The sequence below is a fragment of the Erwinia sp. HDF1-3R genome, assembly GCF_039621855.1.
Taxonomy (GTDB): Bacteria; Pseudomonadota; Gammaproteobacteria; order Enterobacterales; family Enterobacteriaceae; genus Erwinia.
The window spans coordinates 3,521,488-3,544,980 of sequence record NZ_CP155071.1 but is presented as its reverse complement, the minus strand read 5'-3'; the positions used below and the strand labels follow the sequence as shown (position 1 = coordinate 3,544,980).

Here is a 23,493-nt window from a genome sequence, read left to right as displayed (position 1 = left end):
TTTAATATTGTGTGATGCACTATACCTGTATTTTAAAAAGTTAATGAATAGCGGTGGGGCACCCCTGAAAAGACTCATTCATTATATTTAATGAATCCGTGAGGCTTAACTTTTTAATGGTAGTACCATGCTTTTTGTTGATTAAATAAACTTTGAGGGCATGGTTAATCCGCTAACAGAGCGGAGGGATTTTAAACTGAACCCGTTTAACAGCCCTGCGTTTATCAACTGCTGGCATAGCGTAGAGGTATATGTCTCATTTTCCACCATGTCCGATTAATCTGATTGAGGTCGTTCCGGTCAGCAGCGAAGATAACTCCAGTATTTACTGGTTCTTTTTTTTCCGTGGTTTTGACACAGCGTCACGACATGGACACTCAATTGATAAACTTCACCTAAAGGTGAACCATTAGGCTACGCTTATTGCTTCACGTAACTCTGGGATACCCGTGATCAATGCCTTACTGGATGATATTGCCTTTTGTTTCATTATTTCTGACGGCTTTGTCGCTGCACGCCGAGCCGCTGCATAAAACATTTTCTAACTGGCAGATTACCTGTAATAACCTTAATAGCTGTGTGGCCAGAAGTTTCCCTGGCGATAAAGGTCTGGTTATGACCGTCAGTCGTCACGCTGGCGTCAACGACCGCCCCCTTATTTCAATAGATTATGGTAACCACTACAGCGGTGAGCTTAATGGCGCGCCGCTGAAAGATAATCTGCTGCTTGACGGGCAGCGGCTCCGGCTCGATCTGAAACACTGGGAAGTCGAATCTCATCATCTGACGACGTCACATGCCATCTCAATTGACGAATTTTTACAGCAGGTGATGGATGCGGGCGCTATTCAGCTACTGTACCGGCCCGATGCAAGCATCTCCTTACAGGGGCTTAAGGCCGCTCTGTTGTTGATGGATGATATCCAGGGAAGAGTTAATGGGATGAGCGCATGGGTGAAGCGGGGCAGCCGCTCCGCAGAGGATGTCACTCCCGAACCTGAAGTGCCTGTCATTATGCCTCTCAGCCATCCGCCGCTGGCCCTGACGCGCGATGAGACAACGGGGCTGATTGATTTTGGTACCTGGCGTATCAACACGGACGAATGCTCGCTTGATCCGCAGCGGCGCGAGGTGAGTGTGGCACCGCTAAGCGACCAGAAAGCTCTCCTGCTCATCAGCTGCGAAATGGGTGCTTACAACGTCATTGATTTAGCCTTTGAGGTGACGCGTTCGCTGCCCTATGTGGCGAAAGGGGTGACGCTAACGCTACCCTTTGTTCCCCCGTCACATACCGAAAAGCAGTTAGAGCTGGTCAACGCCGAATATGATGCCAGCAGTGGCGCGCTGTTAACCTATAACAAGGGCAGGGGGCTGGGGGATTGTGGTTTGGCGACGCGCTGGCAATATGATGGCAGGGAGTTTGTGCTGGCTGACTATGCAGAAGAGAGTACCTGCGACGCCTGGCACGGTAGTGCTGACTGGCCGTCGCTGTGGACTACGCAACCGCCACCGACCGCCAGCGTCGAGATTACATCCCAGTAAGGGGCAGGCGGGTGAAGGGCAAAAAAAAAGCCCGGCTGGGAAGCCGGGCTTTTATCATACAGAAAACAATCAGTGAGGCTTCAGCAGCGCCTCAGCATGACTGACAATGTTTTCAACGGTAAAGCCAAATTCATTAAACAGCTGCGGCGCAGGAGCAGACTCACCGAAGGTAGTCATACCGACGATAGCGCCATTCAGACCGACATATTTATACCAGTAGTCGGCAATTCCGGCCTCTACGGCCACGCGAGCGCTTACCGTAGAAGGTAATACGGATTCGCGATAGCCCACATCCTGCTTATCGAACAGGTCGGTTGAAGGCATAGAGACTACGCGTACCTTGTGGCCTTCCGCCGTTAGTTTCTCGGCTGCACCCAGCGTAATTTCAACTTCCGAGCCGGTAGCAATCAGGATCACATCTGGCGTACCCTCGCTATCTTTCAGCACGTACGCGCCGCGTGAGATATTCTCGAGCTGCTCTTTGGTACGCTCTGGCTGTGCCAGATTCTGACGTGACAGGATAAGCGCAGTGGGGCCATGATGACGCTCAACCGCGTGTTTCCACGCTACCGCCGTCTCCACCTGGTCACAGGGGCGCCAGACGCTCATATTTGGCGTCACGCGCAGGCTGGCAATCTGTTCAACCGGCTGGTGGGTTGGGCCATCTTCGCCCAGTCCGATAGAGTCATGGGTGTAGACCATAATCTGTCGGGCTTTCATCAGCGCGGCCATACGCACGGCGTTACGGGCATATTCTACAAACATCAGGAAGGTGGCGGTATAAGGAACAAACCCGCCGTGATGCGCGATGCCGTTGCCGATAGCGGTCATACCAAATTCACGCACACCGTAGTGAATGTAGTTACCAGCATGGTCTTCTTTGATGGACTTCGAGCCAGACCACATCGTCAGGTTACTCGGTGCCAGGTCAGCGGAGCCGCCAAGGAATTCAGGCAGAATTTTACCCCAGGCTTCCAGCGTATTCTGAGACGCTTTACGGCTGGCGATTTTCTGTGGGTTAGCCTGCAATTCTTCGATGAACTTCTGCGTTTCCTGCTGCCAGTTTTCCGGCATTCCCCCGTCCATACGGCGGGCATACTCTTTCGCCAGTTCAGGATGCGCGGCTTTATAAGCGGCGAACTTCTCATTCCAGGCTTTCTCCGCCTGCGCGCCTGCCTCTTTGGCATCCCACTGAGCGTAAATCTCCTGCGGGATTTCAAACGGTGGATAGTTCCAGCCAAGCTGCTTGCGGGTCAGCGCAATCTCTTCATCGCCTAGCGCTGCGCCGTGGGCCTCTTCTTTGCCTGCTTTATTCGGAGAGCCGAAGCCGATAATCGTTTTACAGATAATCAGGGATGGCTTGTCAGTAACGCTCTGCGCCTCTTTGATAGCATTGGCGACGGCGGTAGCATCATGACCGTCAATTTCATGAACGACGTGCCAGTTATAGGCTTCAAAACGCTTAGCGGTATCGTCGGTGAACCAGCCTTCAGTTTCACCATCAATTGAGATGCCGTTGTGATCGTAGAAACCAATCAGTTTGCCCAGGCCCAGGGTGCCAGCCAGCGAACACACTTCGTGCGAAATGCCTTCCATCAGACAGCCGTCACCCATAAAGACATAGGTATGATGATCAACCACGTCATGGCCCGGACGGTTAAACTGCGCGCCCAGGGTGCGCTCGGCAATCGCCAGACCAACGGCATTTGCCAGGCCCTGACCCAGTGGGCCAGTGGTGGTTTCAACGCCTGGCGTGTACCCGAGTTCCGGGTGACCCGGCGTTTTTGAGTGCAGCTGACGGAAGTTCTTCAGTTCTTCAATCGGCAGGTCATAGCCGGTCAGGTGCAGCAGACTGTACAGCAGCATGGAGCCATGGCCATTGGACAGGATAAAGCGGTCACGATCGGCCCAGGCCGGGTTGGTCGGATTGTGATGCATAAAATCGCGCCACAGCACTTCGGCGATATCGGCCATGCCCATTGGGGCACCCGGATGACCACTCTTGGCTTTCTGCACGGCATCCATGCTCAGCGCACGAATAGCATTAGCCAGCTCTCTACGTGAAGACATATTGTTCTCCCTGATTTTTTTGTGGGATAAAATGGGCGGTATAACGCATTGAAGGGCGAATATTATCGCCCGGTTTACCTACGGCTTGATTGGCTACGAGGCTAATGCCGCCCATTCTGGAATGATTTACAGTCTGGCGGACAGCACGTTTTCCAGATTCTGCTGGTCGACAGCAAACTGACGGATACCGTCAGCCAGCTTATCCACCGCCATCGGATCCTGATTATGTTCCCAACGGAACTCGGATTCAGAAAGCTGTGCGGGCTGGTGGAAACACTCGGTCGACGGCGTCAGTTTGCGTTCAACCGGTGCATCGCTGGCCTGCAGTTCTTTAAGCAGGTTAGGTGAAATGGTCAGGCGGTCGCAGCCAGCCAGCGCCAGGATCTGCTCCACGTTACGGAAGCTGGCACCCATAATGACCGTGTTATAACGATGCTGCTTGTAGTACTCGTAAATTTTACGCACGGAGACCACGCCCGGATCTTCGTCCACGACGTAGGGGTCCTGAGGTTTACGGCTGTTGTACCAGTCATAAATACGGCCAACGAAGGGAGAAATCAGGAATACGCCGGCTTCAGCGCAGGCGCGCGCCTGGGCGAAGGAGAACAGCAGCGTCAGATTACAGTTGATACCGTTTTTTTCCAGCTCTTCAGCCGCACGGATCCCTTCCCAGGTGGAAGCCAGCTTAATCAGGATGCGTGAACGATCAATGCCGTTGTCTTCATACATTCTCACCAGCTTCTCTGCTTTAGTGACACACATACCGCGGTCATATGAGAGGCGTGCGTCAACTTCGGTAGACACGCGTCCAGGAACGCTCTTGAGAATTTCCATACCGAGGTTAATGGCGACTTTATCGCTGGCGTTGATTATCTGCGTTTCTTTGCTGCCGCCCTGCTTTTTAGCGTAGTCAATGGCGTCAGTCATCAGGTGCTTGTAGGAATCGAGGCCGGAGGCTTTCAGGATCAGAGACGGGTTGGTGGTGGCATCTTCCGGATGGTAGTTACGAATCGATTCGATATCGCCACTGTCAGCCACTACGGTGGTGTATTGTTTCAGTGCGTCTAGCTGGTTCATCTCTTGGCTCCTTGATGGGCAATCTGCAAAGCAAATAGCCGCGACGGTACGCCTGCTGACAGCGCGTCTCACCACCACGGTATTATATTCTTGGGCCAAACATTGCATCAGACGTGCGGTAATGAAAATGCGTTTTCTCTGATTGTTGCAATGGGTTGACCCAATGGTTGGAAATCTGACGGGTAAAAATCGTCGCATCCATAAGTGTAGCACTCGCAGAGATTTCCGCCGGGGCGTCACTTTTCAGCGCAGGGAAAACAGACAGGACAGAAGAGGATGGCGAGGGACAAGTCTGGCGTCGCGCGTCAAAATGCGCTTAAGCCCGAAGCTGCGCTAAGAGACTTTTCCTGGAGGGGCAGGGGCGACTGTCGCAGCGGCTGGCGCATAAGCGGGCCGCTGCGAAAGAACGTTTAGATCCACGCTTTCACGGGCAGGAAGTCAGTATAGAGCGCAGCCTCTGGCGACCCAGGCTGCGGCTGAAAGTCATATTCCCAGCGAACCAGCGGTGGCATGGACATCAGAATAGATTCGGTGCGACCCCCGGTTTGCAGGCCGAACAGCGTGCCGCGATCCCAGACCAGATTAAATTCTACATAACGTCCCCGACGGTAAAGCTGGAAGTCGCGTTCACGCTCTCCCCACGGCAGCGCTTTACGCCGCTCAACGATCGGCAGATAGGCCTGTAAAAAGCCCTGGCCCACGGCCTGGATAAAACGGAAGCAGTAATCAAAGTCCGGCGTGTTCAGGTCGTCAAAGAACAGCCCGCCGATACCGCGCTGCTCGTTGCGGTGCTTGATAAAAAAGTAGTCGTCGCACCACTTTTTATAGCGCGGATAAACATCTTCCCCAAACGGCTGACAGAGATCGAAGGCGGTCTGATGCCAGTGCACTGCATCCTCTGTGAAACCATAGTAGGGCGTCATATCAAAGCCGCCGCCAAACCACCATACCGGCTCGGCACCCGGCTTCTCGGCGATAAAAAAGCGCACGTTAGCATGACTGGTAGGCACGTAAGGGTTTTCCGGGTGGATAACCAGCGACACGCCCATTGCTTCAAAACTTCGGCCCGCCAGCTCGGGGCGGTGCGCCGTGGCAGAGGCTGGCATCATATCGCCATGAACGTGGGAGAAATTCACCCCGGCCTGCTCAAAAATAGCGCCTTTGCGCAATACCCGACTGCGTCCACCGCCGCCACCTTCGCGCGTCCAGCTATCTTCTTCAAACCGGGCGCTACCGTCAGCCTGTGCCAGCTGATGACAAATACGATCCTGTAAACTCAGTAAAAACTGTTTAACCTGGGCAATATCGGGTGCGTTCATGGCTTAGCCTGCATTAAAAAATAACGCGCGCAGTATACGTCATATTCGTTTTTTATGGGCGGCGGTTATTGGCATCAAACTCATTAAAGTAGCTGATAATGCCGCCAACAATGGCACTGGCAATTTTCTGGCGAAACGCCGTGCTGCCCAGCAGCCGCTCTTCCGAAGGGTTGGTGATAAAGGACGTTTCCACCAGTACCGATGGGATCGACGGCGACTTCAGCACGGCAAAGGCCGCCTGCTCGGTATGCTGGCTGTGCAGATGGTGTACCGGACGAATTTGGTTCAGTACGTGCTTGCCCAGCGTCAGGCTGTTTTTGATGGTATCCGTTTGTACCAGGTCGAACAGCACCTGCTGCAGATAATGATCTTTTTGCGACGACTTAACGCCGCCCACCTCATCTGCGGCGTTTTCTCTTTTGGAGAGATAACGTGCCATGCTGCTGCTGGCACCGCGATTCGACAGCGCAAATACCGATGCACCGTTGGCATCCGGGCTGGTGAAACCATCCGCGTGGATGGACATAAACAGGTTCGCGCCGTGCTGATGGGCTATCTCTACCCGCTCGCCGAGCGGAATAAAATGGTCGCTTTCCCTTGTCAGTCGGGCTTCGATATGGGGGTGGCTGCTCAGCATCTGACGGATATGATTAGCGATCTCCAGCACCACGTGCTTCTCTTCTGACCCCTCTTCACCGACGGCGCCGGAATCAATGCCGCCGTGACCCGGATCAATCATGACAATTTTCTTACCCGCTGCCGCAGGCGGGGCCGGAGTATGCGCGCGGCCGTTGCGCAAGGCTGATTTGGGCAGCGGCTCTTCTTTTGCGCTGGCCGGGTTTCGGGCCAGCAGGGCCAGCGCCAGGCCGGAAAGCAGCAGCTGGCGGCGGGTCGTTAAGGGGGTCATCAGGCCGAATTTAGTCATTACTGCGTCCTCGGGGCACAATTTGCCTGTTGTTATATCGTAACAATAGGGCCAGAGCGAGAAGGGAACTATTGCAACTTTTTACTTTTTATTTCAGCCAGCTACTTATGCAGCGTCGCTTTTTTGCGGTTTGCAGGGATTGCAGACTTGCACCGGCAGAAGAAAGCGTGATAATCAGCAAATTATTATTAACATCAGGGGCAACGCCATGGAAATCCGCGTTTTCAGCCAGGACGATTTTGAAGAAGTCATTACGCTTTGGGAGCGGTGTGATTTGTTACGACCATGGAACGATCCTGAAATGGATATCGAAAGAAAGCTTAATCACGATCCCGACCTTTTTCTGGTGGCAGTCGTTGGCGGTGAGATTGTCGGTACGCTGATGGGGGGCTACGACGGTCATCGGGGATCTGCGTATTATTTGGGGGTTCATCCTGACTATCAGGGGCGTGGCTTTGCCAATGCGTTGATCAACCGTCTGGAGAAGAAACTGATTGCGCGCGGCTGCCCGAAAATCAACGTGATGGTGCGCGAGGAAAATGATGCGGTGCTGGGCTTTTATGAAAAGCTCGATTACGAAATGCAGGACAGCGTATTGCTCGGTAAACGTCTGATTGAAGATCGTGAGTACTAATATTTTGTTAAGCAAGAAGCTTACCCGCGATTGGTCGGAGGGGCTGAACAGGTGATCCACACGTACTCTCCCGATGATTACGATGCTAAAGGTCAGCTGACGCTACCGCTGGGTTTCTGGGCCGTTTTGCTGTTGCAGGCGCGAACATGGGTTCTGTTCGCGGCGGCGGCGGCCTCGAAGCAGCAGAGCACTTCTCTTCTTGAGCTGTTTTATCCTGACTCCCGGGTATTCTGGACCGGGCTGGGCCTGGGCGTTCCTGCCGCACTGGGACTGCTGCTGACCGGGTATCGCCAACGGTTTCCCCGCCTATGGCGCACCTGGCGCGGCGTGCTATGCCTGACGTTGTTAACCACATTGCTGGTGCAGGGCATAACCCTCTGGCTGGGCGAAGACGATCTCTCACCGCTGGCGATCATTTTTAGCGGCTTCGATCTGCTCGCGCTGTGCTATCTGTGGCTGAATCAGCGTCTGCATGACTGTTTTGACCCGGCCCTGAACGCAGGCTAAACCCGCTTCATTCTGGCCTGCAAACCCGTATACCAGGTTTTAAGGGTCATGCTGGAAACACGGTATAAAACTTTTTCGCCGATCGGCACTCATAGCACTAGTCGTTTTTGATTATCTCAGGAGTTGTAATGAAAACTGTTCGCCCGGCGCTTCTTGCCATTGCTCTGGTTCTGACTGGCTGCGCCAGCAGCGGATCCTCTTCAGAGTCCAGCAGCGGAGCCACCTGGTGGAATCCGCTGACCTACTCCTGGTCAAGTCTGGCTCCATGGCACTGGTTCGGTTCTTCACCCGAGGTAACGGAGCAGGGCGTAGGCGGCCTGAGCGGCGCTACCGCAATGAATGACGCGGCTATTAGCGATGGCCTGAGCGGAAACTATGAGGTGCGTAAAGGCATGCGCGGCGAAAATGGTGGAGTGGTCACCTTCTTCCAGGCGGTTAAAGAGAAACAGGTCAAAGTTGAAGTGACCGGTAATACCACGATTTCCCGCATTGACGTCATGGATAGTGATATTGCTACCGCTGACGGAAAAAAAATCGGCACGCCGTTTAGTGACCTTTATAGCAAGGCCTTTAACGTCTGCCAGAAGGGCACTGGTAGTGACGCCGATGGCGTGGAATGTAAGGCTCCCGGCAGTCAGCATATCAGCTATCTGTTTCGCGGAGAGTGGCACGGTCCTGAAGGCCTGATGCCAGCGGATGATACATTGAAAAAATGGACTATCAGCAAAATAATCTGGCGCAGCTAACTTTCCCCTTTTTTGAGTAGAATCAAAAGACAGTACAATTTTTACTGACAAAAAGCGTACCGCGTAAAAATCCGGGTAAACTGTCTGCCAGCGCCTGTTGCAGACAATTTACCAGGGAGAATTACCGGATGTCCCAGTTTCAGAGCGGCATTTTGCCCGAACACTGCCGTTTTGCCATTTATCTTGAAGCGACCGTGCGGGGTGATCTGGCGGATATCCGCCAGGCCTGCGGGGCGTTTTCGCACCAGCTATTGCAGCTTCAGCAGCGTTTCCCGGATGCCGCACTCGGTGCGGTTATTGCCTTTGGCAGCGCTCTATGGCGCGATCTGAACCCCTCCCATTCCGTGGATGAACTTAAGGATTTCCTGCCGCTGGGCAAGGGTATCGCGCCAGCCACCCAGCGCGATATTCTGATCCACATCCAGTCCGCACGTCACGATGTGAATTTCAGTCTGGCCCAGGCGGCGATGAGCGCTTTTGGTGAAGCCTGGCACGTAGAGGAAGAGACGCACGGCTTCCGCTGTCTTGAAGATCGTGATTTGAGCGGGTTTGTTGACGGTACGGAGAATCCAAAAGGGGAGCAGCGCCAGCGCGTAGCAATTATTGATGCGGGCGAGAACGCGGGGGGAAGTTATGTCTTCAGCCAGCGCTGGGAGCATAATTTGAAAATGTTTAATCGCCTGCCGGTGAGTAAGCAGGAGCAGATTATTGGCCGCAGCAAGGTGACCGACGAGGAGTTGGAGGGAGATGCCCGCCCTGCGACCTCCCACGTGTCCCGCGTAGACCTTAAGGAAGAGGGCAAAGGGTTGAAGATTTTGCGTCAGAGTTTGCCCTGGGGCACAGCCAGCGGCGCCAGCGGGCTGTTTTTTCTCGCCTACTGCGCCACGCTTTATAATATAGAGCGTCAGTTGTTGAGTATGTTTGGTGAGGCGGATGGCAAGTTTGATGCGATGTTGCGTTTTACTAAGCCGGTCAGCGGCAGCTATTTCTACGCGCCATCGCTGGCACAGCTGGCCGCGCTGTAGTTCGAGCCGCAAGCGCAATACAGCCTTGTCACCGGAACCGGTTTTGACTTTCCTGCAAACAATACCGTCGTGCTACCGGAGTAGGTTTTAACCTGGCTGGCATCTTTAACGTTTGCTGCCCTTGCTGTAATGGGGTGCAAAGCCCTGCGGGGGCCGTTGTCACGCGGACACGCCGCAAGCACGTCCGTGTGGGCTCGGCTCGCGCATTCCTGCGCTCGACGGTCCGCTAAGCCAACGGTCCCCGCCTGGCCTCGGGCCATGTAGACGCTGTTAAAATCTCTCCATGCCCAGCCTGGCAGCTGGGATGTTTGCTGTCCTTGCGGTGATACGGTGCAAAGCCCTGCGGGGGCCGTTGTCACGCGGACACGCCGCAGGCACATCCGTGTGGGCTCGGCTCGCGCATCCCTGCGCTCGACGGTCCGCTAAGCCAACGGTCCCCGCCTGGCCTCAGGCTGTGTTGTCGCTGTTAAAATCTCTCCATGCCCAGCCTGGCAGCTGGGATGTTTGCTGTCATTGCGGTGATACGGTGCAAAGCCCTGCGGGGACCGTTGTCACGCGGACACGCCGCAAGCACGTCCGTGTGGGCTCGGCTCGCGCATCCCTGCGCTCGACGGTCCGCTAAGCCAACGGTCCCCGCCTGGCCTCGGGCTACGTTGTCGCTGCTAAAAATCTCGCCATGACCAGCCTGGCAGCTGGGATGTTTGCTGTCATTGCGGTGATACGGTGCAAAGCCCTGCGGGGACCGTTGTCACGCGGACACGCCGCAAGCACGTCCGTGTGGGCTCGGCTCGCGCTTCCCTGCGCTCGACGGTCCGCTCAGCCAACGGTCCCCGCCTGGCCTCAGACTACGTTGTCGCTGCTAAAAACCCCTTCACGTCCAGCCCTGGCTTACTAAACTTTCGGCAGATAAGGTCGTCGTGATCGGATCAGGTTTTGATCTTAGCCACTGCCAGAACACTGACAGGCTACTCCGCAGTCAGAAGGCGGTGTTGCGGAGCAGATAAGCCGGGTCTCTGCCGCAGGGATGCGGCAGTGAAGCCCCCAGGGAGGGGTTTACGGCGTCCCGGCGTTCTGACCCGCAACATAGCCGTGTCACCGGAACCGGTTTTGATCTTCCTGCAAACAACATAGCCGTGTCACCGGAACGAGTGTTGACCTGGCTGGCATCTGTAACGTTTATTATTGTTGCGATGATAAGGTGGGAAGCCCTGCGGGGGCTGTTGTCACGCGGACCCGCCGCAAGCACGTCCGTGTGGGCTCGGCTCGCGCATCCCTGCGCTCGACGGTCCGCTAAGCCAACGGTCCCCGCCTGGCCTCAGGCTACGTTGTCGCTGCTAAAAACCTCTTCAGGTCCAGCCCCGGCCTGCAAAATTTTCGACAGGCAAGGCCGTCGTGACCGGATCATGTTTTGACCTTAACCACTGCCAGAACACTAACAGGCCATTCCGCAGTTAGAAGGCGGTGTTGCGGAGCAGATAAGCCGGGTCTCTGCCGCAGGGATGCGGCAGTGAAGCCCCCAGGGAGGGGTTTACGGCGTCCCGGCGTTCTGACCCGCAACATAGCCGTGTCACCGGAACGGGTTTTGACTTTAAGGGCCCAACATAGCTCTGTCACCGAAGCGGGTTTTGGCCTGCCTGCAAAAAATACCGCCGTGTCACCGGGGTTTTCTGTCGTTGCGGTGATGCGGTGCAAAGCCCTGCGGGGACCGTCGTCACGCGGACACGCCGCAAGCACGTCCGTGTGGGCTCGACTCGCGCATCCCTGCGCTCGACGGTCCGCTAAGCCAACGGTCCCCGCCTGGCCTCAGGCTACGTTGTCGCTGCTAAAAACCTCTTCAGGTCCAGCCCCGGCCTGCAAAATTTTCGACAGGCAAGGCCGTCGTGACCGGATCATGTTTTGACCTTAACCACTGCCAGAACACTAACAGGCCATTCCGCAGTCAGAAGGCGGTGTTGCGGAGCAGATAAGCCGGGTCTCTGCCGCAGGGATGCGGCAGTGAAGCCCCCAGGGATGGGTTTACGGCGCCCCGGCGTTCTGATCCGCAACATAGCCGTGTCACCGGAACCGGTTTTGACTTTAAGGGCTCAACATAGCTCTGTCACCGATGCGGGTTTTGGCCTGCCTGCAAAAAATACCGCCGTGTCACCGGGGTTTTCTGTCGTTGCGGTGATGCGGTGCAAAGCCCTGCGGGGACCGTTGTCACGCGGACACGCCGCAAGCACGTCCGTGTGGGCTCGGCTCGCGCATCCCTGCGCTCGACGGTCCGCTAAGCCAACGGTCCCCGCCTGGCCTCAGGCTACGTTGTCGCTGCTAAAAACCTCTTCAGGTCCAGCCCCGGCCTGCAAAATTTTCGACAGGCAAGGCCGTCGTGACCGGATCATGTTTTGACCTTAACCACTGCCAGAACACTAACAGGCCACTCCGCAGCCAGAAGGCGGTGTTGCGGAGCAGATAAGCCGGGTCTCTGCCGCAGGGATGCGGCAGTGAAGCCCCCAGGGATGGGTTTACGGCGTCCCGGCGTTCTGACCCGCAACATAGCCGTGTCACCAGAGCGGGTTTTGACTTTAAGGCCCCAACATAGCCGTGTCACCAGAGCGGGTTTTGACTTTAAGGCCCCAACATAATTGTATCACCGGAGCGGGTTTGGACTTTAAGGCCCCAACATCCCCTGTCACCGGCGCGAACTCCTTTTCTGCCACCTGCATAAATAATTCCACACCCTTATAGCGTTTTAAACTTGTAAATCACCAAACGGTATATAAAACCGTTACTGCTTTTCGTCTGGTTATAAATACACTGATTGCTCTGCAAAGGCGTACGGCCAGTTGGAATGACCAGGGTGGATAATGACGTTAGCGAACCACAAAAAAAGCACAGGCGGTTTCGCTCTCTTGCTGCTGCTGGCCAGTTCAGCCCAGGCTACCGAACTGCTAAACAGCTCATATGACGTATCACGTGAGCTCTTTGTCGCCCTGAATGCGCCCTTTGAACAACAGTGGAACGCGCAGCACAGCAACGACAAACTCACCATCAGACAGTCTCATGCGGGTTCCTCCAAACAGGCGCTTGCCATTCTGCAGGGCCTTAAGGCGGATGTGGTCACTTACAACCAGATAACCGACGTTCAAATCCTGCACGATCGCGGCAACCTTATCCCGGCAAACTGGCAGCAGCGCCTGCCCAATAACAGCTCACCCTTTTATTCGACCATGGCCTTTCTGGTTCGCAAAGGGAATCCAAAAAACATCCATGACTGGCGTGATTTGGTCAGAAACGACGTTAAATTGATTTTCCCTAATCCAAAAACCTCAGGTAACGGGCGCTACACCTGGCTCGCCGCCTGGGGAGCTGCCGATAAAGCGGATGGCAGGAATAAAGCAAGAACGGAAGCATTTATGACGCAGTTTGTTAAAAATGTTCAGGTATTCGACACCGGTGGGCGAGGGGCGACCACTACCTTCGTTGAGCGAGGTCTGGGAGACGTGCTGATAAGCTTCGAATCCGAGGTCAACAACATTCGTAATCAGTATCCGCAAGGTGATTACGAAGTCATCGTGCCGAAAAGCAACATCCTTGCCGAATTCCCGGTAACCTGGGTCGATGCGAATGTCGACGCTAACCACACCAAAACGGCGGCGGAAGCTTACCTGAATTACCTCTATAGCCCACCTGCGCAAAAAATCATGACGCATTATTACTACCGCGTGAACAACCCGCAACTGATGACTCAGCAGAAAGATCGCTTTCCGCAGGTTGACCTGTTTCGGGTAGAAGAGGCCTTCGGCGGCTGGCAGCAGGTGATGAAAACCCAGTTTGCTAACGGCGGTGAGCTGGATAAATTATTAGCAGCAGGACATCAGTAATGTTTGCCTCCAAAAGTAAGCGCGTGCTGCCCGGCTTCGGACTGAGCCTTGGCAGCAGCCTGTTTTTTACCTGCCTGATCCTCTTGTTACCGATCAGCGCGTTATTAATGCAGCTCTCGAAAATGACGCTGAATGAGTACTGGCAGGTAGTGACCAACCCACAAATGATCGCCGCCTATAAAGTCACTCTGCTTTCAGCAGGAGCAGCCTCTATTTTTAACGCCTTTTTCGGCATGCTGATGGCATGGATCCTGACGCGCTATCGTTTCCCGGGCCGCGCCCTGCTCGATGGTCTGATGGATCTTCCCTTTGCATTGCCGACTGCGGTAGCCGGTCTGACCCTGGCGGGGCTGTTTTCGGTCAATGGCTGGTACGGTCAGTGGTTAGCCCAGTTTGATATAAAAGTGTCGTATACCTGGCTGGGCATTGCCGTGGCGATGGCCTTCACCAGCATTCCCTTTGTGGTGCGAACCGTACAGCCCGTGCTGGAAGAGCTGGGGCCGGAATATGAAGAGGCCGCGGAAACCTTAGGGGCTACGCCGTGGCAGAGCTTTCGCCGCGTGGTGCTGCCGGAGGTTGCTCCGGCGCTGTTGGCGGGTACCGCTCTCTCTTTTACCCGCAGTCTGGGAGAATTTGGCGCGGTGATCTTTATCGCCGGGAACATTGCGTGGAAAACCGAAGTCACCTCGCTAATGATATTCGTCAAGTTACAGGAATTTGACTACCCGGCAGCCAGCGCAATTGCTTCAGTCATCCTGGCCGCTTCACTGTTGCTGCTGTTTGCGATTAATACCTTACAGAGCCGATTTGGCCGTCGTATTGGAGGTCACTAATGGCGGATATAACCGCACTTAACAGTATCGGACGAAGCTGCGCTAACTGGGGCAAATGGGTTCTTATCGCGCTGGGGATGCTGATCTCACTTGGACTGCTGGTGGTGCCGCTGATTGCTATTTTTGTCAGTGCGTTCTCCGGCGGCATTGGTGCCATCTTAAGTAATATTAAAGACGGCGATATGCTGCATTCGATCTGGCTGACGATACTGATGGCGCTGATTACCGTACCGGTGAATCTGGTGTTCGGGACGCTGCTGGCGTGGCTGGTCACGAGGTTTAACTTTCCTGGCCGCCAGCTCCTGCTGACGCTTTTTGATATTCCTTTCGCCGTGTCGCCCGTGGTGGCAGGCCTGATGTATTTGCTCTTCTGGGGCGTCAACGGCCCGGCGGGCGGCTGGCTGGATGCGCATAATATCCAGCTGATGTTTTCATGGCCGGGCATGGCGATGGTTACCATTTTTGTCACCTGCCCATTTGTGGTCCGGGAACTGGTGCCGGTCATGCTCAGTCAGGGCAGTAATGAAGATGAAGCGGCGATACTGCTGGGGGCGTCCGGCTGGAAAATGTTCTGCCGGGTGACGCTGCCAAATATTCGCTGGGCGCTGCTCTATGGGCTGGTGTTAACCAATGCTCGCGCGATTGGCGAGTTTGGCGCAGTCTCCGTTGTTTCAGGCTCCATTCGAGGCGAAACCTATACGCTGCCGCTACAGGTTGAATTACTCCATCAGGATTACAACATCGTTGGCGCTTTTACGGCCGCTGGCCTGCTGACCCTGATGGCAATAGCGACGCTGTTTGTCAAAAGTGCTGTGCAGTGGCGGTTAGAGCATCAGCATAAGCGTCTGGAACAGGAGGGGAATCATGAGCATTGAAATCAGTAGCATCAACAAATCATTCGGTCGCACCCGGGTGCTGAACGATATTTCGCTGGATATCCCTTCCGGCCAGATGGTGGCACTACTGGGGCCTTCCGGCTCAGGAAAAACCACGCTGCTGCGCATTATTGCCGGTCTGGAAAATCAGAATAGTGGGCGCCTCAGCTTTCATGGCAAGGATGTGAGCCATCTGCACGCGCGCGATCGTCAGGTCGGCTTCGTTTTTCAGCACTATGCGTTATTTCGTCATATGACGGTGTTCGATAATATTGCCTTTGGTCTGACGGTACTGCCACGTCGTGAGCGGCCATCGTCTGCGGTAATTAAAGAGAAGGTGACCCGACTGTTGGAGATGGTGCAGCTGGGACATCTTGCATCCCGCTTTCCTGCACAGCTTTCGGGTGGTCAAAAGCAGCGGGTCGCGCTGGCGCGTGCGCTTGCGGTGGAGCCACAGATACTTCTGCTGGACGAACCCTTTGGTGCACTGGATGCGCAGGTGCGTAAAGAGCTGCGTCGCTGGCTGCGGCAGCTGCATGAAGAGCTCAAATTTACCAGCGTGTTTGTCACCCATGACCAGGAGGAGGCGATGGAAGTTGCCGACCGGGTGGTGGTGATGAGCCAGGGCAATATTGAGCAGGTTGGCACCCCGGATGATGTCTGGCGCGATCCGGCAACGCGCTTCGTGCTGGAGTTTCTTGGAGAGATAAACCGCTTCGATGGCGAGGTCCATGGCGCCCAATTCCAGGTAGGCGCACATCACTGGCCACTGGGTTATGCATCGGCACATCAGGGGGCCGTGGAACTGTTCCTGCGCCCCTGGGAGATAGACGTCAGCCAGCAGAGCAGTCTTGAAACGCCACTGCCAGTGCACATCCTGGAGGTCAGTCCGCGTGGTCATTTCTGGCAGGTAGTGGCACAGCCATCCGGCTGGGGACAGGAGCCTGTAACGCTGGTAGTCGAAGGTTCCCAGGCTGCGCCGGTTCGCGGCGAGCGCCTCTTTGTTGGCCTGAAGCAGGCTCGGTTATATAAAGGCGATACACCGCTGCGGCAGGTTGCCTTTGCGCAAAGCGCCTGATATTTTCATCTGGAACCGGGTCAGGCTTGCCTGACCTTTTTTTTGCCACTTTTCTGCCTGATTCGGGAACAACTCTGTGACCACCCTGGAAAATACCATCGGTAATACGCCGCTGATTAAACTTCAGCGGCTGACGCCCGACAACGGCAGTGAAATCTGGCTAAAGCTGGAAGGGAATAACCCTGCAGGTTCGGTGAAGGATCGCGCCGCACTTTCGATGATCCAGCAGGCTGAAAGGCGGGGTGAAATTCAGCCGGGCGATGTGCTTATTGAAGCGACCAGCGGCAATACCGGTATTGCGCTGGCGATGATTGCCGCCATGAAAGGCTATGTGCTTCGCCTGCTGATGCCGGAAAATATGAGTCTGGAGCGCCAGGCGGCAATGCGCGCTTACGGCGCAGAGTTGATCCTGGTCAGCCGCGAAATGGGTATGGAAGGCGCTCGCGATTTGGCGACAGACATGGCGGCACGAGGCGAGGGTAAACTGCTCGATCAGTTTAATAACCCGGATAATCCGCTAGGGCATTACACCACTACCGGGCCGGAAATCTGGCGGCAGACGCAGGGGCGACTGACCCATTTCGTCAGTAGCATGGGAACGACCGGTACGATTACCGGCGTAGGGGCTTTTCTGAAAGAGCAGAGTCGCGAGGTGCGGATTATTGGGCTTCAGCCTGCAGAGGGCAGCAGCATTCCTGGTATTCGGCGATGGTCGGATGATTATCAGCCAGGTATCTTTCGCCCCGAGCTGGTGGATAGCATCATTACTATGAGCCAGCAGGAGGCAGAAAATACGATGCGCCAGCTGGCACGGCAAGAAGGGATTTTCTGCGGCGTAAGTTCCGGAGGCGCGGTCGCCGGTGCAATACAAGTGGCGGAAAGCACGCCTGGTAGTGTTGTTGTAGCGATAGTGTGCGATCGCGGGGACCGTTATTTATCTACGGGCGTTTTTAACTGTTTTTAAAGCATATAAGATTATGTAATAAATAAGAAGCATAGTAATTGTTCGATTAAATTTTTTATTTATGTTTCAAATAAAGATACTGCATCAGAACTCATTCGGTTTCATCTGGATTTAATTAGATGATTTCTATTTTATATAAATTCTCTTTTCTTTTAATGTGGATTGTGTGAGTATTATAAACTCATGCATCTTGTAGCGCATTGCCTGTAATATATAAAAATTGTATTGGGTGTTTATTTGATGCATGAATTTTTACTATGGATTATCTATTATATGAAAGGACTATTATGAAAAATTTAAAAACTAAAAAAATCGGCGCGACAACGGTTTTTCTGTTGGTGTCAGCGGCGTTAAGTAGTGGCGTATTTACAGCTAATGCGGCTCCTGTTATTGATATTAAATCACCTACCGCAGGGGTCTCACATAATATTTATTCTGAATTCAACGTCGGCCATGAAGGCGTTATATTCAACAACAGTAAAAATTCGAGTGATACGCAGCTGGCCGGTAAGATTGCGGGAAATAGTAATTTCTCCAATGAGTCAGCCCGGGTGATTCTGGCAGAAGTGCGTTCTCAATCTGGGAAAGCAAGCCAGCTGAACGGCATGATGGAAGTTGCCGGAAATAAAGCTGAGCTGATTATTGCTAATCCAGCGGGTATTGATTGCAATGGTTGTGGCTCGATCAATACCAGCCGTCTGACTCTGGCTGCAGGTTCAACGCTGGTTGATAACCTCAGCAGCGCGTCATCAGGCTCCATCTTCTTCACCATTGGCAAAGGTCAGGTGACAATTGGTAATGAGGGGATGAAGTCAGGCCAGACTGATTTTACTGATATTATCGCCAGCGCGATCAAGGTAAATGGCGAATTACAGGCAAAGAATCTGGATCTGCATACCGGTGAAGTTACCGTTGCCCGCGCACCGGGCCAGGCCGATTACTTTTTTGACTACGGTGCAGTTTCTGATGGCGAACGCCCTGAGCTGGCGCTGGATGTATCATCATTAGGCAGCATGTACGCCGATCGTATCAGCCTGGTCGGTACGGATAAGGGCGTTGGCGTTCGAAATGCCGGAACGCTGGTGTCGAAAGGCGATCTTATGCTCACTGCCAATGGTAGCTTTGTTAATGAAAAATCAGCAAAAATTAGCGGAGATTTTGTCGGAATCACCATGAACGACAATACCCTCATTAACCAGGGGAGCATTAGTGGCGTTTCTTTCGCCAGGCTGGCAGGCAAAAGTGTTATTAACGCCAATAGTGGTAACATTACCTCTGAAAATCACGTATTTGTGACTTCGGATGATTTCGAAAACAACGGTAAAATCGCTGCAAACGGGCTTGCTGCACACTTCAGCCCCGACGGAATTAACTTCATCGACTGAAAATAGTCATCACCCCTGAACAGGAAGGTTCAGGGGTTTCAATCAAAAAGGAATTTAGCCTTGAATGCCGCTCAATTTGTTGCACTAACGTTAACCATGACTGCATTATCGTCTGCTTTTTCCTCTACGCTTGAACAGCGTGAAATTAATCAGAGTGTACAGGATAAAGTTAGAGAAGAGAGCAGCGCTCAGGCCGGGAAAAATGTCCGCAGCGACGATAAGATTAAAGACCCTAAAATCATCGATTTCCCGGAGGAATCGCCGTGCATAGTGATAAAGAAAATAACAGTAGAGAATGTTGATAAGTTCCCCTATCGACTTTACCTAAAGCAGTTTGCCAACCAGGGAGCAGGACGCTGCCTTGGCATCAAGGGGGCAACGGCTATTTCCACAGCATTACAAAACAGATTAATCAGTTATGGATATATTACCACGCGCGTTGAAATTCCCGAGCAGGATGTAAAAAATGGCACGTTGCGTTTTACTCTTATTCCCGGCGTGGTTGATAACATCCAGCTGACGCAGGCAGACAATCGCCTTATCAACCTCTTCACGACCTTCCCAATGAAGAAAGGTAGTCTCCTTAATCTCCGCGATCTTGAACAGGGTCTGGAGAATATGCAGCGTGTTTATGGGGCGCAGGCCCGCATCCGACTTAGCCCAGGGGAAAGTGAAGGGGGAAGTGAGATCAACGTTACACACGCTGGATCACGGCTATGGCGGATGGGACTGTGGCTAGATGATTCCGGAAGCCGGTATACGGGACGTTATCAGGCAGGCGGAACGCTCTATCTTGATAATCCTGGCGGGATTAACGATAACCTGATGGTTTCAGCCGGAGGGAACCTCTTCAAGAGGGATGCCAGAGGGTCAAGTAACCAATATTTTTACTACTCAGTTCCCTTTGGCTACTGGACGTTCGATATCTTTGGCGCCAAATCAAGGTTTGAGCAGAGAATCTCCGGTAATTATGCCACCTTTCGCTTTCATGGCCAGAGTAATAGCTTAAGCGTGGGCGCGAAGCGAATTATTGCCCGTAGCGGGAATTCAAAAACGACCCTTGGCGTCGAGTTGCAGAAAAAAAGATCGAGAAATTACATTGAAACTACGGAGTTATCCCTACAGCAGCGCAATAGCACAGCATTAAAAACCACTCTTAAACATCAGCGCTATCTGGAATGGGGCGATCTGGATGGAGCGGTCTCTCTCCAACGTAATCTGGACTGGTTTAATGCGCAACCAGAAGCAGCAAGACGTTCCAGCGGTTACAGTCCGCAGGCGAGGATAGCGACGCTATCGACGGGTCTGATCGTTCCTTTTACCTTCGCTCAGCAGAATATGAGCTATCAAACCAATTACCTTTTGCAGATTTCACCTGACAGGCTAACCCCTCAGGAAAAATTTGTCTTAGGGAATCGCTGGGCCGTCAGGGGATTTGATGGTGAATTCAATCTTAATGCAAGCCAGGGTTATTTATGGGGAAACACGCTCAATTTCAATTACCCCGCTTACGGTTTTCAACTCTACCTCGGCGTAGATTATGGGCGGGTTATGGGCAGAGGCAGCGAATTACTGTCTGGCAGGCAGCTGATGGGCGGCGTGGTTGGCATTAACGGCTGGAAATGGAATACGGGATATAACCTCTTTGTGGGAGCGCCACTGTATAAACCCGATCAGTTTCAAACAGACTCTGTGAACCTTGGCTTTTCCATTAACTGGCAATATTAGTAATTTATTATGATCATTACGGGAATGCATCTTTAAGATGATTCTTTTTTTCTGTCATTCTAATTATTGCTATTTTAATTTTATCTCTATGCTGCATAATCTTCTCGCTGGGAATTAGTGCCTGTTCCGGATAGTGCAAAAATAGGAGCCATGTATCTAAGCAGGACGTTGATCGCAGTGATGCGTGAGTCGGGGCGACAGGAATGGAGTCACGCCGTATCTGCATTGTGCCTGGCACGTTCACAGTACGCAATAACCTGGAACGGGATGATTCGCAGTGATATGGAGGAGCATGGGGCTCCTGAAGATATAGAGTGATTTTGAATAGTTAGCTTGCGATGCAGGTAATTATTTTAACGAAAAAGGATATTTCATATGAAATTAAATAAATTGTTAGTATCTGTGGTGGCAGTGTTAAGTAATACCATGTTTTATGCTAATGCAGTACCCGTTAATAATATAAACAATCCTGTTCAAAACGGAATATCACATAACGTTTATTCGGAATTTAATGTTGGAAAAGAGGGTGTGATATTCAATAACAGCCTGGAGGCGGTAAATACCCAGCTTGCAGGAAAAATTAACGGCAATAGCAATCTGGATAAAGCTGCCAGTATCATTATCGCTGAAGTACAATCAAAGTCTTCCAAAGCGAGTCAGCTGAACGGCATGATGGAAGTTGCAGGTAACCCGGCCGAGCTGATTATCGCTAACCCAGCAGGTATTAATTGTAATGGATGTGGTTCAATTAACACCAGTCGGTTTTCTCTTGTTGCCGGTAACGTTGTAATTAATCGATCTGATTCGGGGGCCACTTACTTTAATATTGATAAAGGAGAGGTTACGATCGATAAGGATGGCATGCATTCGGGCCAGACTGACTTTACCGATATCATTGCCAGGGCAGTAAAAGTCAACGGTCAAATTCAGGCTAAAAATCTTTCTCTTCTTACGGGAAAGATCGAAGTTTCTCGTCATCGGGGTGAAAAAGACTTTGTGTTTAAAAATTCCAGTAGCTATTTTGGGAAGCCTGGGTATGCACTGGATGTCACCGCGTTAGGCGGTATGTATGCCGATCGTATTATTCTGGAAGGAAATGAAGCCGGCGTTGGCGTTCGCAATTCGGGGATAATAAACGCTAATGACCTGCTGTCACTGAATGCTAAAGGGAACTTTACTAATAATCAGTCAGCGAAAATGAATTCAGGGGATCTCCTGTCTGTCTCTGTGCGAGATACAATAATCAATCAGGGTGAGATGAGCGCCACTAACCAGAATTTAGAGGCGAAATCTGTGAAAAACATGAAAAATGGGATCATCTCAGCGGATAAAAATGTTTTGGTTACCTCAAAAACCTTTAGCAATAAAGGTGTTGTTTTTGCTGGAGAAAACGCCATACATTTTTCCCCATCTGGCATAAAATTTATTAAATAGAAAACACGTTGTGTTGGTCTGTAGGTATATAATGTGAGTCATTAATTTACCATCTAAATAAATGCTCGCCTTACTAAAGTCTGCGTAATTAAAAAAGTGCACTCAAATTTTTGAGTGCACTATTACGCTATAATCTTAAAAGGATTTTATCTTATGAAATATATGAATAATTCAATGAAGCTAAAAAAAGCGTCGTTACTTATTGCGCTGAGCTTAGGTTGTACCGCATTTTCAGTAGGGGCGGTGCCCGTTATTGATATTAATGCCCCAGTTAAAGGCATATCACATAATGTTTACTCTGAGTTTAATGTTGGTAAAGAAGGCGTCGTTTTCAACAACAGCATGTCAGATACCAACAGCCAGCTTGCGGGTAAAATATCTACCAATAACAACCTGCTAAATAATATTTTCACTAACGGCCCGGCAAGCGTAATCATTGCTGAAGTGAGCGCTAAGTCAGGTGCACCCAGCCAGCTTAATGGTCTGATGGAAGTTGCGGGTAAACAGGCTGATTTGATTATCGCTAATCCGGCAGGCATTAATTGTAACGGCTGTGGTTCAATCAATACCAACCGCCTTTCTCTGGTGGCCGGTAAAACCATTCCTGATGCCTTTAATACCAGTATTTTTGGTAGTAGTGATATCTATTTCCAGATTACAGAGGGGAACGTCATTATTGATAAAGGCGGCCTGAAGTCTGGTAAGACAGATTACACCGATATCATCGCTCGTGCAGTGAAAGTGAATGGCGAGATTCAGGCAAAGGATCTTGCAATCCTGACCGGGGAAATGAACGTAGCAAGGAAGAAAGGGCGTAATGATGCCATCTATAATAGCGTCTCTACCAGTGCCGCTCGTCCCTCTTATGCCCTGGACGTTTCTACGCTGGGTAGCATGTATGCAGATCGCATCAGCATGGTAGGTTCGGAAAAAGGTGTTGGAGTGCGTAATGCAGGGGCAGTTGCCGCCAAAGGCACGCTTTCCCTTGATGCCAGCGGACGAATCACCAACGAGAAGGCTGGTAAGTTGTCATCAGATGCGTCAATGATGATTGCATCTGCTGAAGGCATTATTAATCGTGGAAAAATGCGCGCACACGATAATTTACTTGAGGCAAAGTCTGTAGAAAATGCTGCCGGGGGAACGATTTCTTCTACTTCCACTACCCTGATCCGTGCGGATAGCTACAAAAATAGCGGTAAAGCAGATGTTGGTGGGCTTTATGCACAGATAGGATCGACTGGCCGCATTAGCATGTTGAAATAACAGCGTCCCCGTGACCGGCCTTACAGGCCTGGTTACCTCTAACGTGATCATTTCTTTTTTTACCTCCTGCCCGCATTTATGTGGGCAGTTTTTTTGCTTAGAGGGCGGGTTGTATTGTGAGCTAATCTGTCTGTTAACTTACAAAGAACATCACCTCTTTCATACCTTGAGTTAACATGTAAGGATTGGGTAAAACAAGCTGCTATTGTTCCGATAACAGGT

General features: G+C 52.2%; 18 protein-coding genes. 14 read left to right on the top strand and 4 right to left on the bottom strand.

Annotation, left to right across the window (positions count from 1 at the left end):
• Positions 1 to 456 precede the first annotated feature (456 nt).
• Entirely contained in the window at positions 457 to 1,542 is a 1,086-nt protein-coding gene (locus tag AAGR22_RS16095) for a DUF1176 domain-containing protein (RefSeq protein ID WP_345828510.1), read from the top strand.
• Positions 1,543 to 1,611: 69 nt separating this feature from the next.
• Here the strand turns inward: AAGR22_RS16095 and tkt are convergent, their stop codons facing one another.
• From tkt to amiA, 4 genes are all read right to left on the bottom strand, one after another.
• Positions 1,612 to 3,612: a transketolase gene (tkt, locus tag AAGR22_RS16090; protein WP_345828509.1), complete on the bottom strand. Its 2,001-nt coding sequence runs from the start codon at positions 3,610 to 3,612 to the stop codon at positions 1,612 to 1,614.
• A gap of 126 nt (positions 3,613 to 3,738) precedes the next feature.
• The gene (tal, locus tag AAGR22_RS16085; RefSeq protein ID WP_345828508.1) at positions 3,739 to 4,689 is read right to left on the bottom strand and encodes a transaldolase; all 951 of its coding nucleotides are present in this window, start codon (positions 4,687 to 4,689) and stop codon (positions 3,739 to 3,741) included.
• A 410-nt stretch (positions 4,690 to 5,099) separates the two neighbouring features.
• Complete coding sequence (gene hemF / locus AAGR22_RS16080; RefSeq protein ID WP_067708179.1) at positions 5,100 to 6,008, bottom strand: oxygen-dependent coproporphyrinogen oxidase; 909 nt, start codon at positions 6,006 to 6,008, stop codon at positions 5,100 to 5,102.
• A gap of 52 nt (positions 6,009 to 6,060) precedes the next feature.
• Positions 6,061 to 6,933: an N-acetylmuramoyl-L-alanine amidase AmiA gene (amiA, locus tag AAGR22_RS16075; protein ID WP_345828507.1), complete on the bottom strand. Its 873-nt coding sequence runs from the start codon at positions 6,931 to 6,933 to the stop codon at positions 6,061 to 6,063.
• A gap of 208 nt (positions 6,934 to 7,141) precedes the next feature.
• On the opposite strand from amiA, the gene AAGR22_RS16070 reads away from it, so the two are divergent.
• From AAGR22_RS16070 to AAGR22_RS16010, 13 genes are all read left to right on the top strand, one after another.
• A complete protein-coding gene (locus AAGR22_RS16070) occupies positions 7,142 to 7,567 on the top strand; it encodes a GNAT family acetyltransferase (RefSeq protein WP_067708187.1) in 426 nt (141 codons plus the stop codon).
• A 51-nt stretch (positions 7,568 to 7,618) separates the two neighbouring features.
• Complete coding sequence (locus tag AAGR22_RS16065) at positions 7,619 to 8,074, top strand: DUF2919 domain-containing protein (protein WP_067708261.1); 456 nt, start codon at positions 7,619 to 7,621, stop codon at positions 8,072 to 8,074.
• 128 nt (positions 8,075 to 8,202) lie between these two features.
• Positions 8,203 to 8,820, top strand: a complete 618-nt coding sequence (locus AAGR22_RS16060; protein ID WP_345828504.1) for an RpoE-regulated lipoprotein — start codon at positions 8,203 to 8,205, stop codon at positions 8,818 to 8,820.
• A 128-nt stretch (positions 8,821 to 8,948) separates the two neighbouring features.
• Complete coding sequence (locus AAGR22_RS16055) at positions 8,949 to 9,845, top strand: Dyp-type peroxidase (protein ID WP_067708195.1); 897 nt, start codon at positions 8,949 to 8,951, stop codon at positions 9,843 to 9,845.
• A 2,846-nt stretch (positions 9,846 to 12,691) separates the two neighbouring features.
• Positions 12,692 to 13,708 carry a thiosulfate ABC transporter substrate-binding protein CysP gene (gene cysP / locus AAGR22_RS16050; RefSeq protein WP_345828502.1) on the top strand — a complete coding sequence of 339 codons (1,017 nt, stop codon included), beginning with the start codon at positions 12,692 to 12,694 and terminating at the stop codon, positions 13,706 to 13,708.
• Positions 13,708 to 14,541, top strand: a complete 834-nt coding sequence (cysT, locus tag AAGR22_RS16045) for a sulfate/thiosulfate ABC transporter permease CysT (protein WP_067708201.1) — start codon at positions 13,708 to 13,710, stop codon at positions 14,539 to 14,541. Before cysP ends, cysT begins: the two co-directional genes overlap by 1 nt.
• Positions 14,541 to 15,416 (top strand): sulfate/thiosulfate ABC transporter permease CysW, encoded by an 876-nt coding sequence (cysW, locus tag AAGR22_RS16040; RefSeq protein ID WP_345828499.1) that lies wholly within the window; start codon positions 14,541 to 14,543, stop codon positions 15,414 to 15,416. The genes cysT and cysW overlap by 1 nt, the downstream gene beginning before the upstream one ends.
• On the top strand, positions 15,406 to 16,494 hold the full coding sequence (gene cysA / locus AAGR22_RS16035; RefSeq protein ID WP_345828497.1) for a sulfate/thiosulfate ABC transporter ATP-binding protein CysA: 1,089 nt from the start codon (positions 15,406 to 15,408) through the stop codon (positions 16,492 to 16,494). Before cysW ends, cysA begins: the two co-directional genes overlap by 11 nt.
• Before the next feature lie 76 nt (positions 16,495 to 16,570).
• Positions 16,571 to 17,458 carry a cysteine synthase CysM gene (gene cysM, locus AAGR22_RS16030; RefSeq protein ID WP_345828496.1) on the top strand — a complete coding sequence of 296 codons (888 nt, stop codon included), beginning with the start codon at positions 16,571 to 16,573 and terminating at the stop codon, positions 17,456 to 17,458.
• Between the two features lie 287 nt (positions 17,459 to 17,745).
• Entirely contained in the window at positions 17,746 to 18,843 is a 1,098-nt protein-coding gene (locus AAGR22_RS16025; protein WP_345828494.1) for a filamentous hemagglutinin N-terminal domain-containing protein, read from the top strand.
• A 60-nt stretch (positions 18,844 to 18,903) separates the two neighbouring features.
• Positions 18,904 to 20,571 carry a ShlB/FhaC/HecB family hemolysin secretion/activation protein gene (locus tag AAGR22_RS16020; RefSeq protein ID WP_345828493.1) on the top strand — a complete coding sequence of 556 codons (1,668 nt, stop codon included), beginning with the start codon at positions 18,904 to 18,906 and terminating at the stop codon, positions 20,569 to 20,571.
• A gap of 375 nt (positions 20,572 to 20,946) precedes the next feature.
• Positions 20,947 to 22,005: a filamentous hemagglutinin N-terminal domain-containing protein gene (locus AAGR22_RS16015; protein WP_345828492.1), complete on the top strand. Its 1,059-nt coding sequence runs from the start codon at positions 20,947 to 20,949 to the stop codon at positions 22,003 to 22,005.
• Positions 22,006 to 22,158: 153 nt separating this feature from the next.
• On the top strand, positions 22,159 to 23,271 hold the full coding sequence (locus AAGR22_RS16010) for a filamentous hemagglutinin N-terminal domain-containing protein (protein WP_345828491.1): 1,113 nt from the start codon (positions 22,159 to 22,161) through the stop codon (positions 23,269 to 23,271).
• The last annotated feature ends 222 nt before the right edge of the window (positions 23,272 to 23,493 follow it).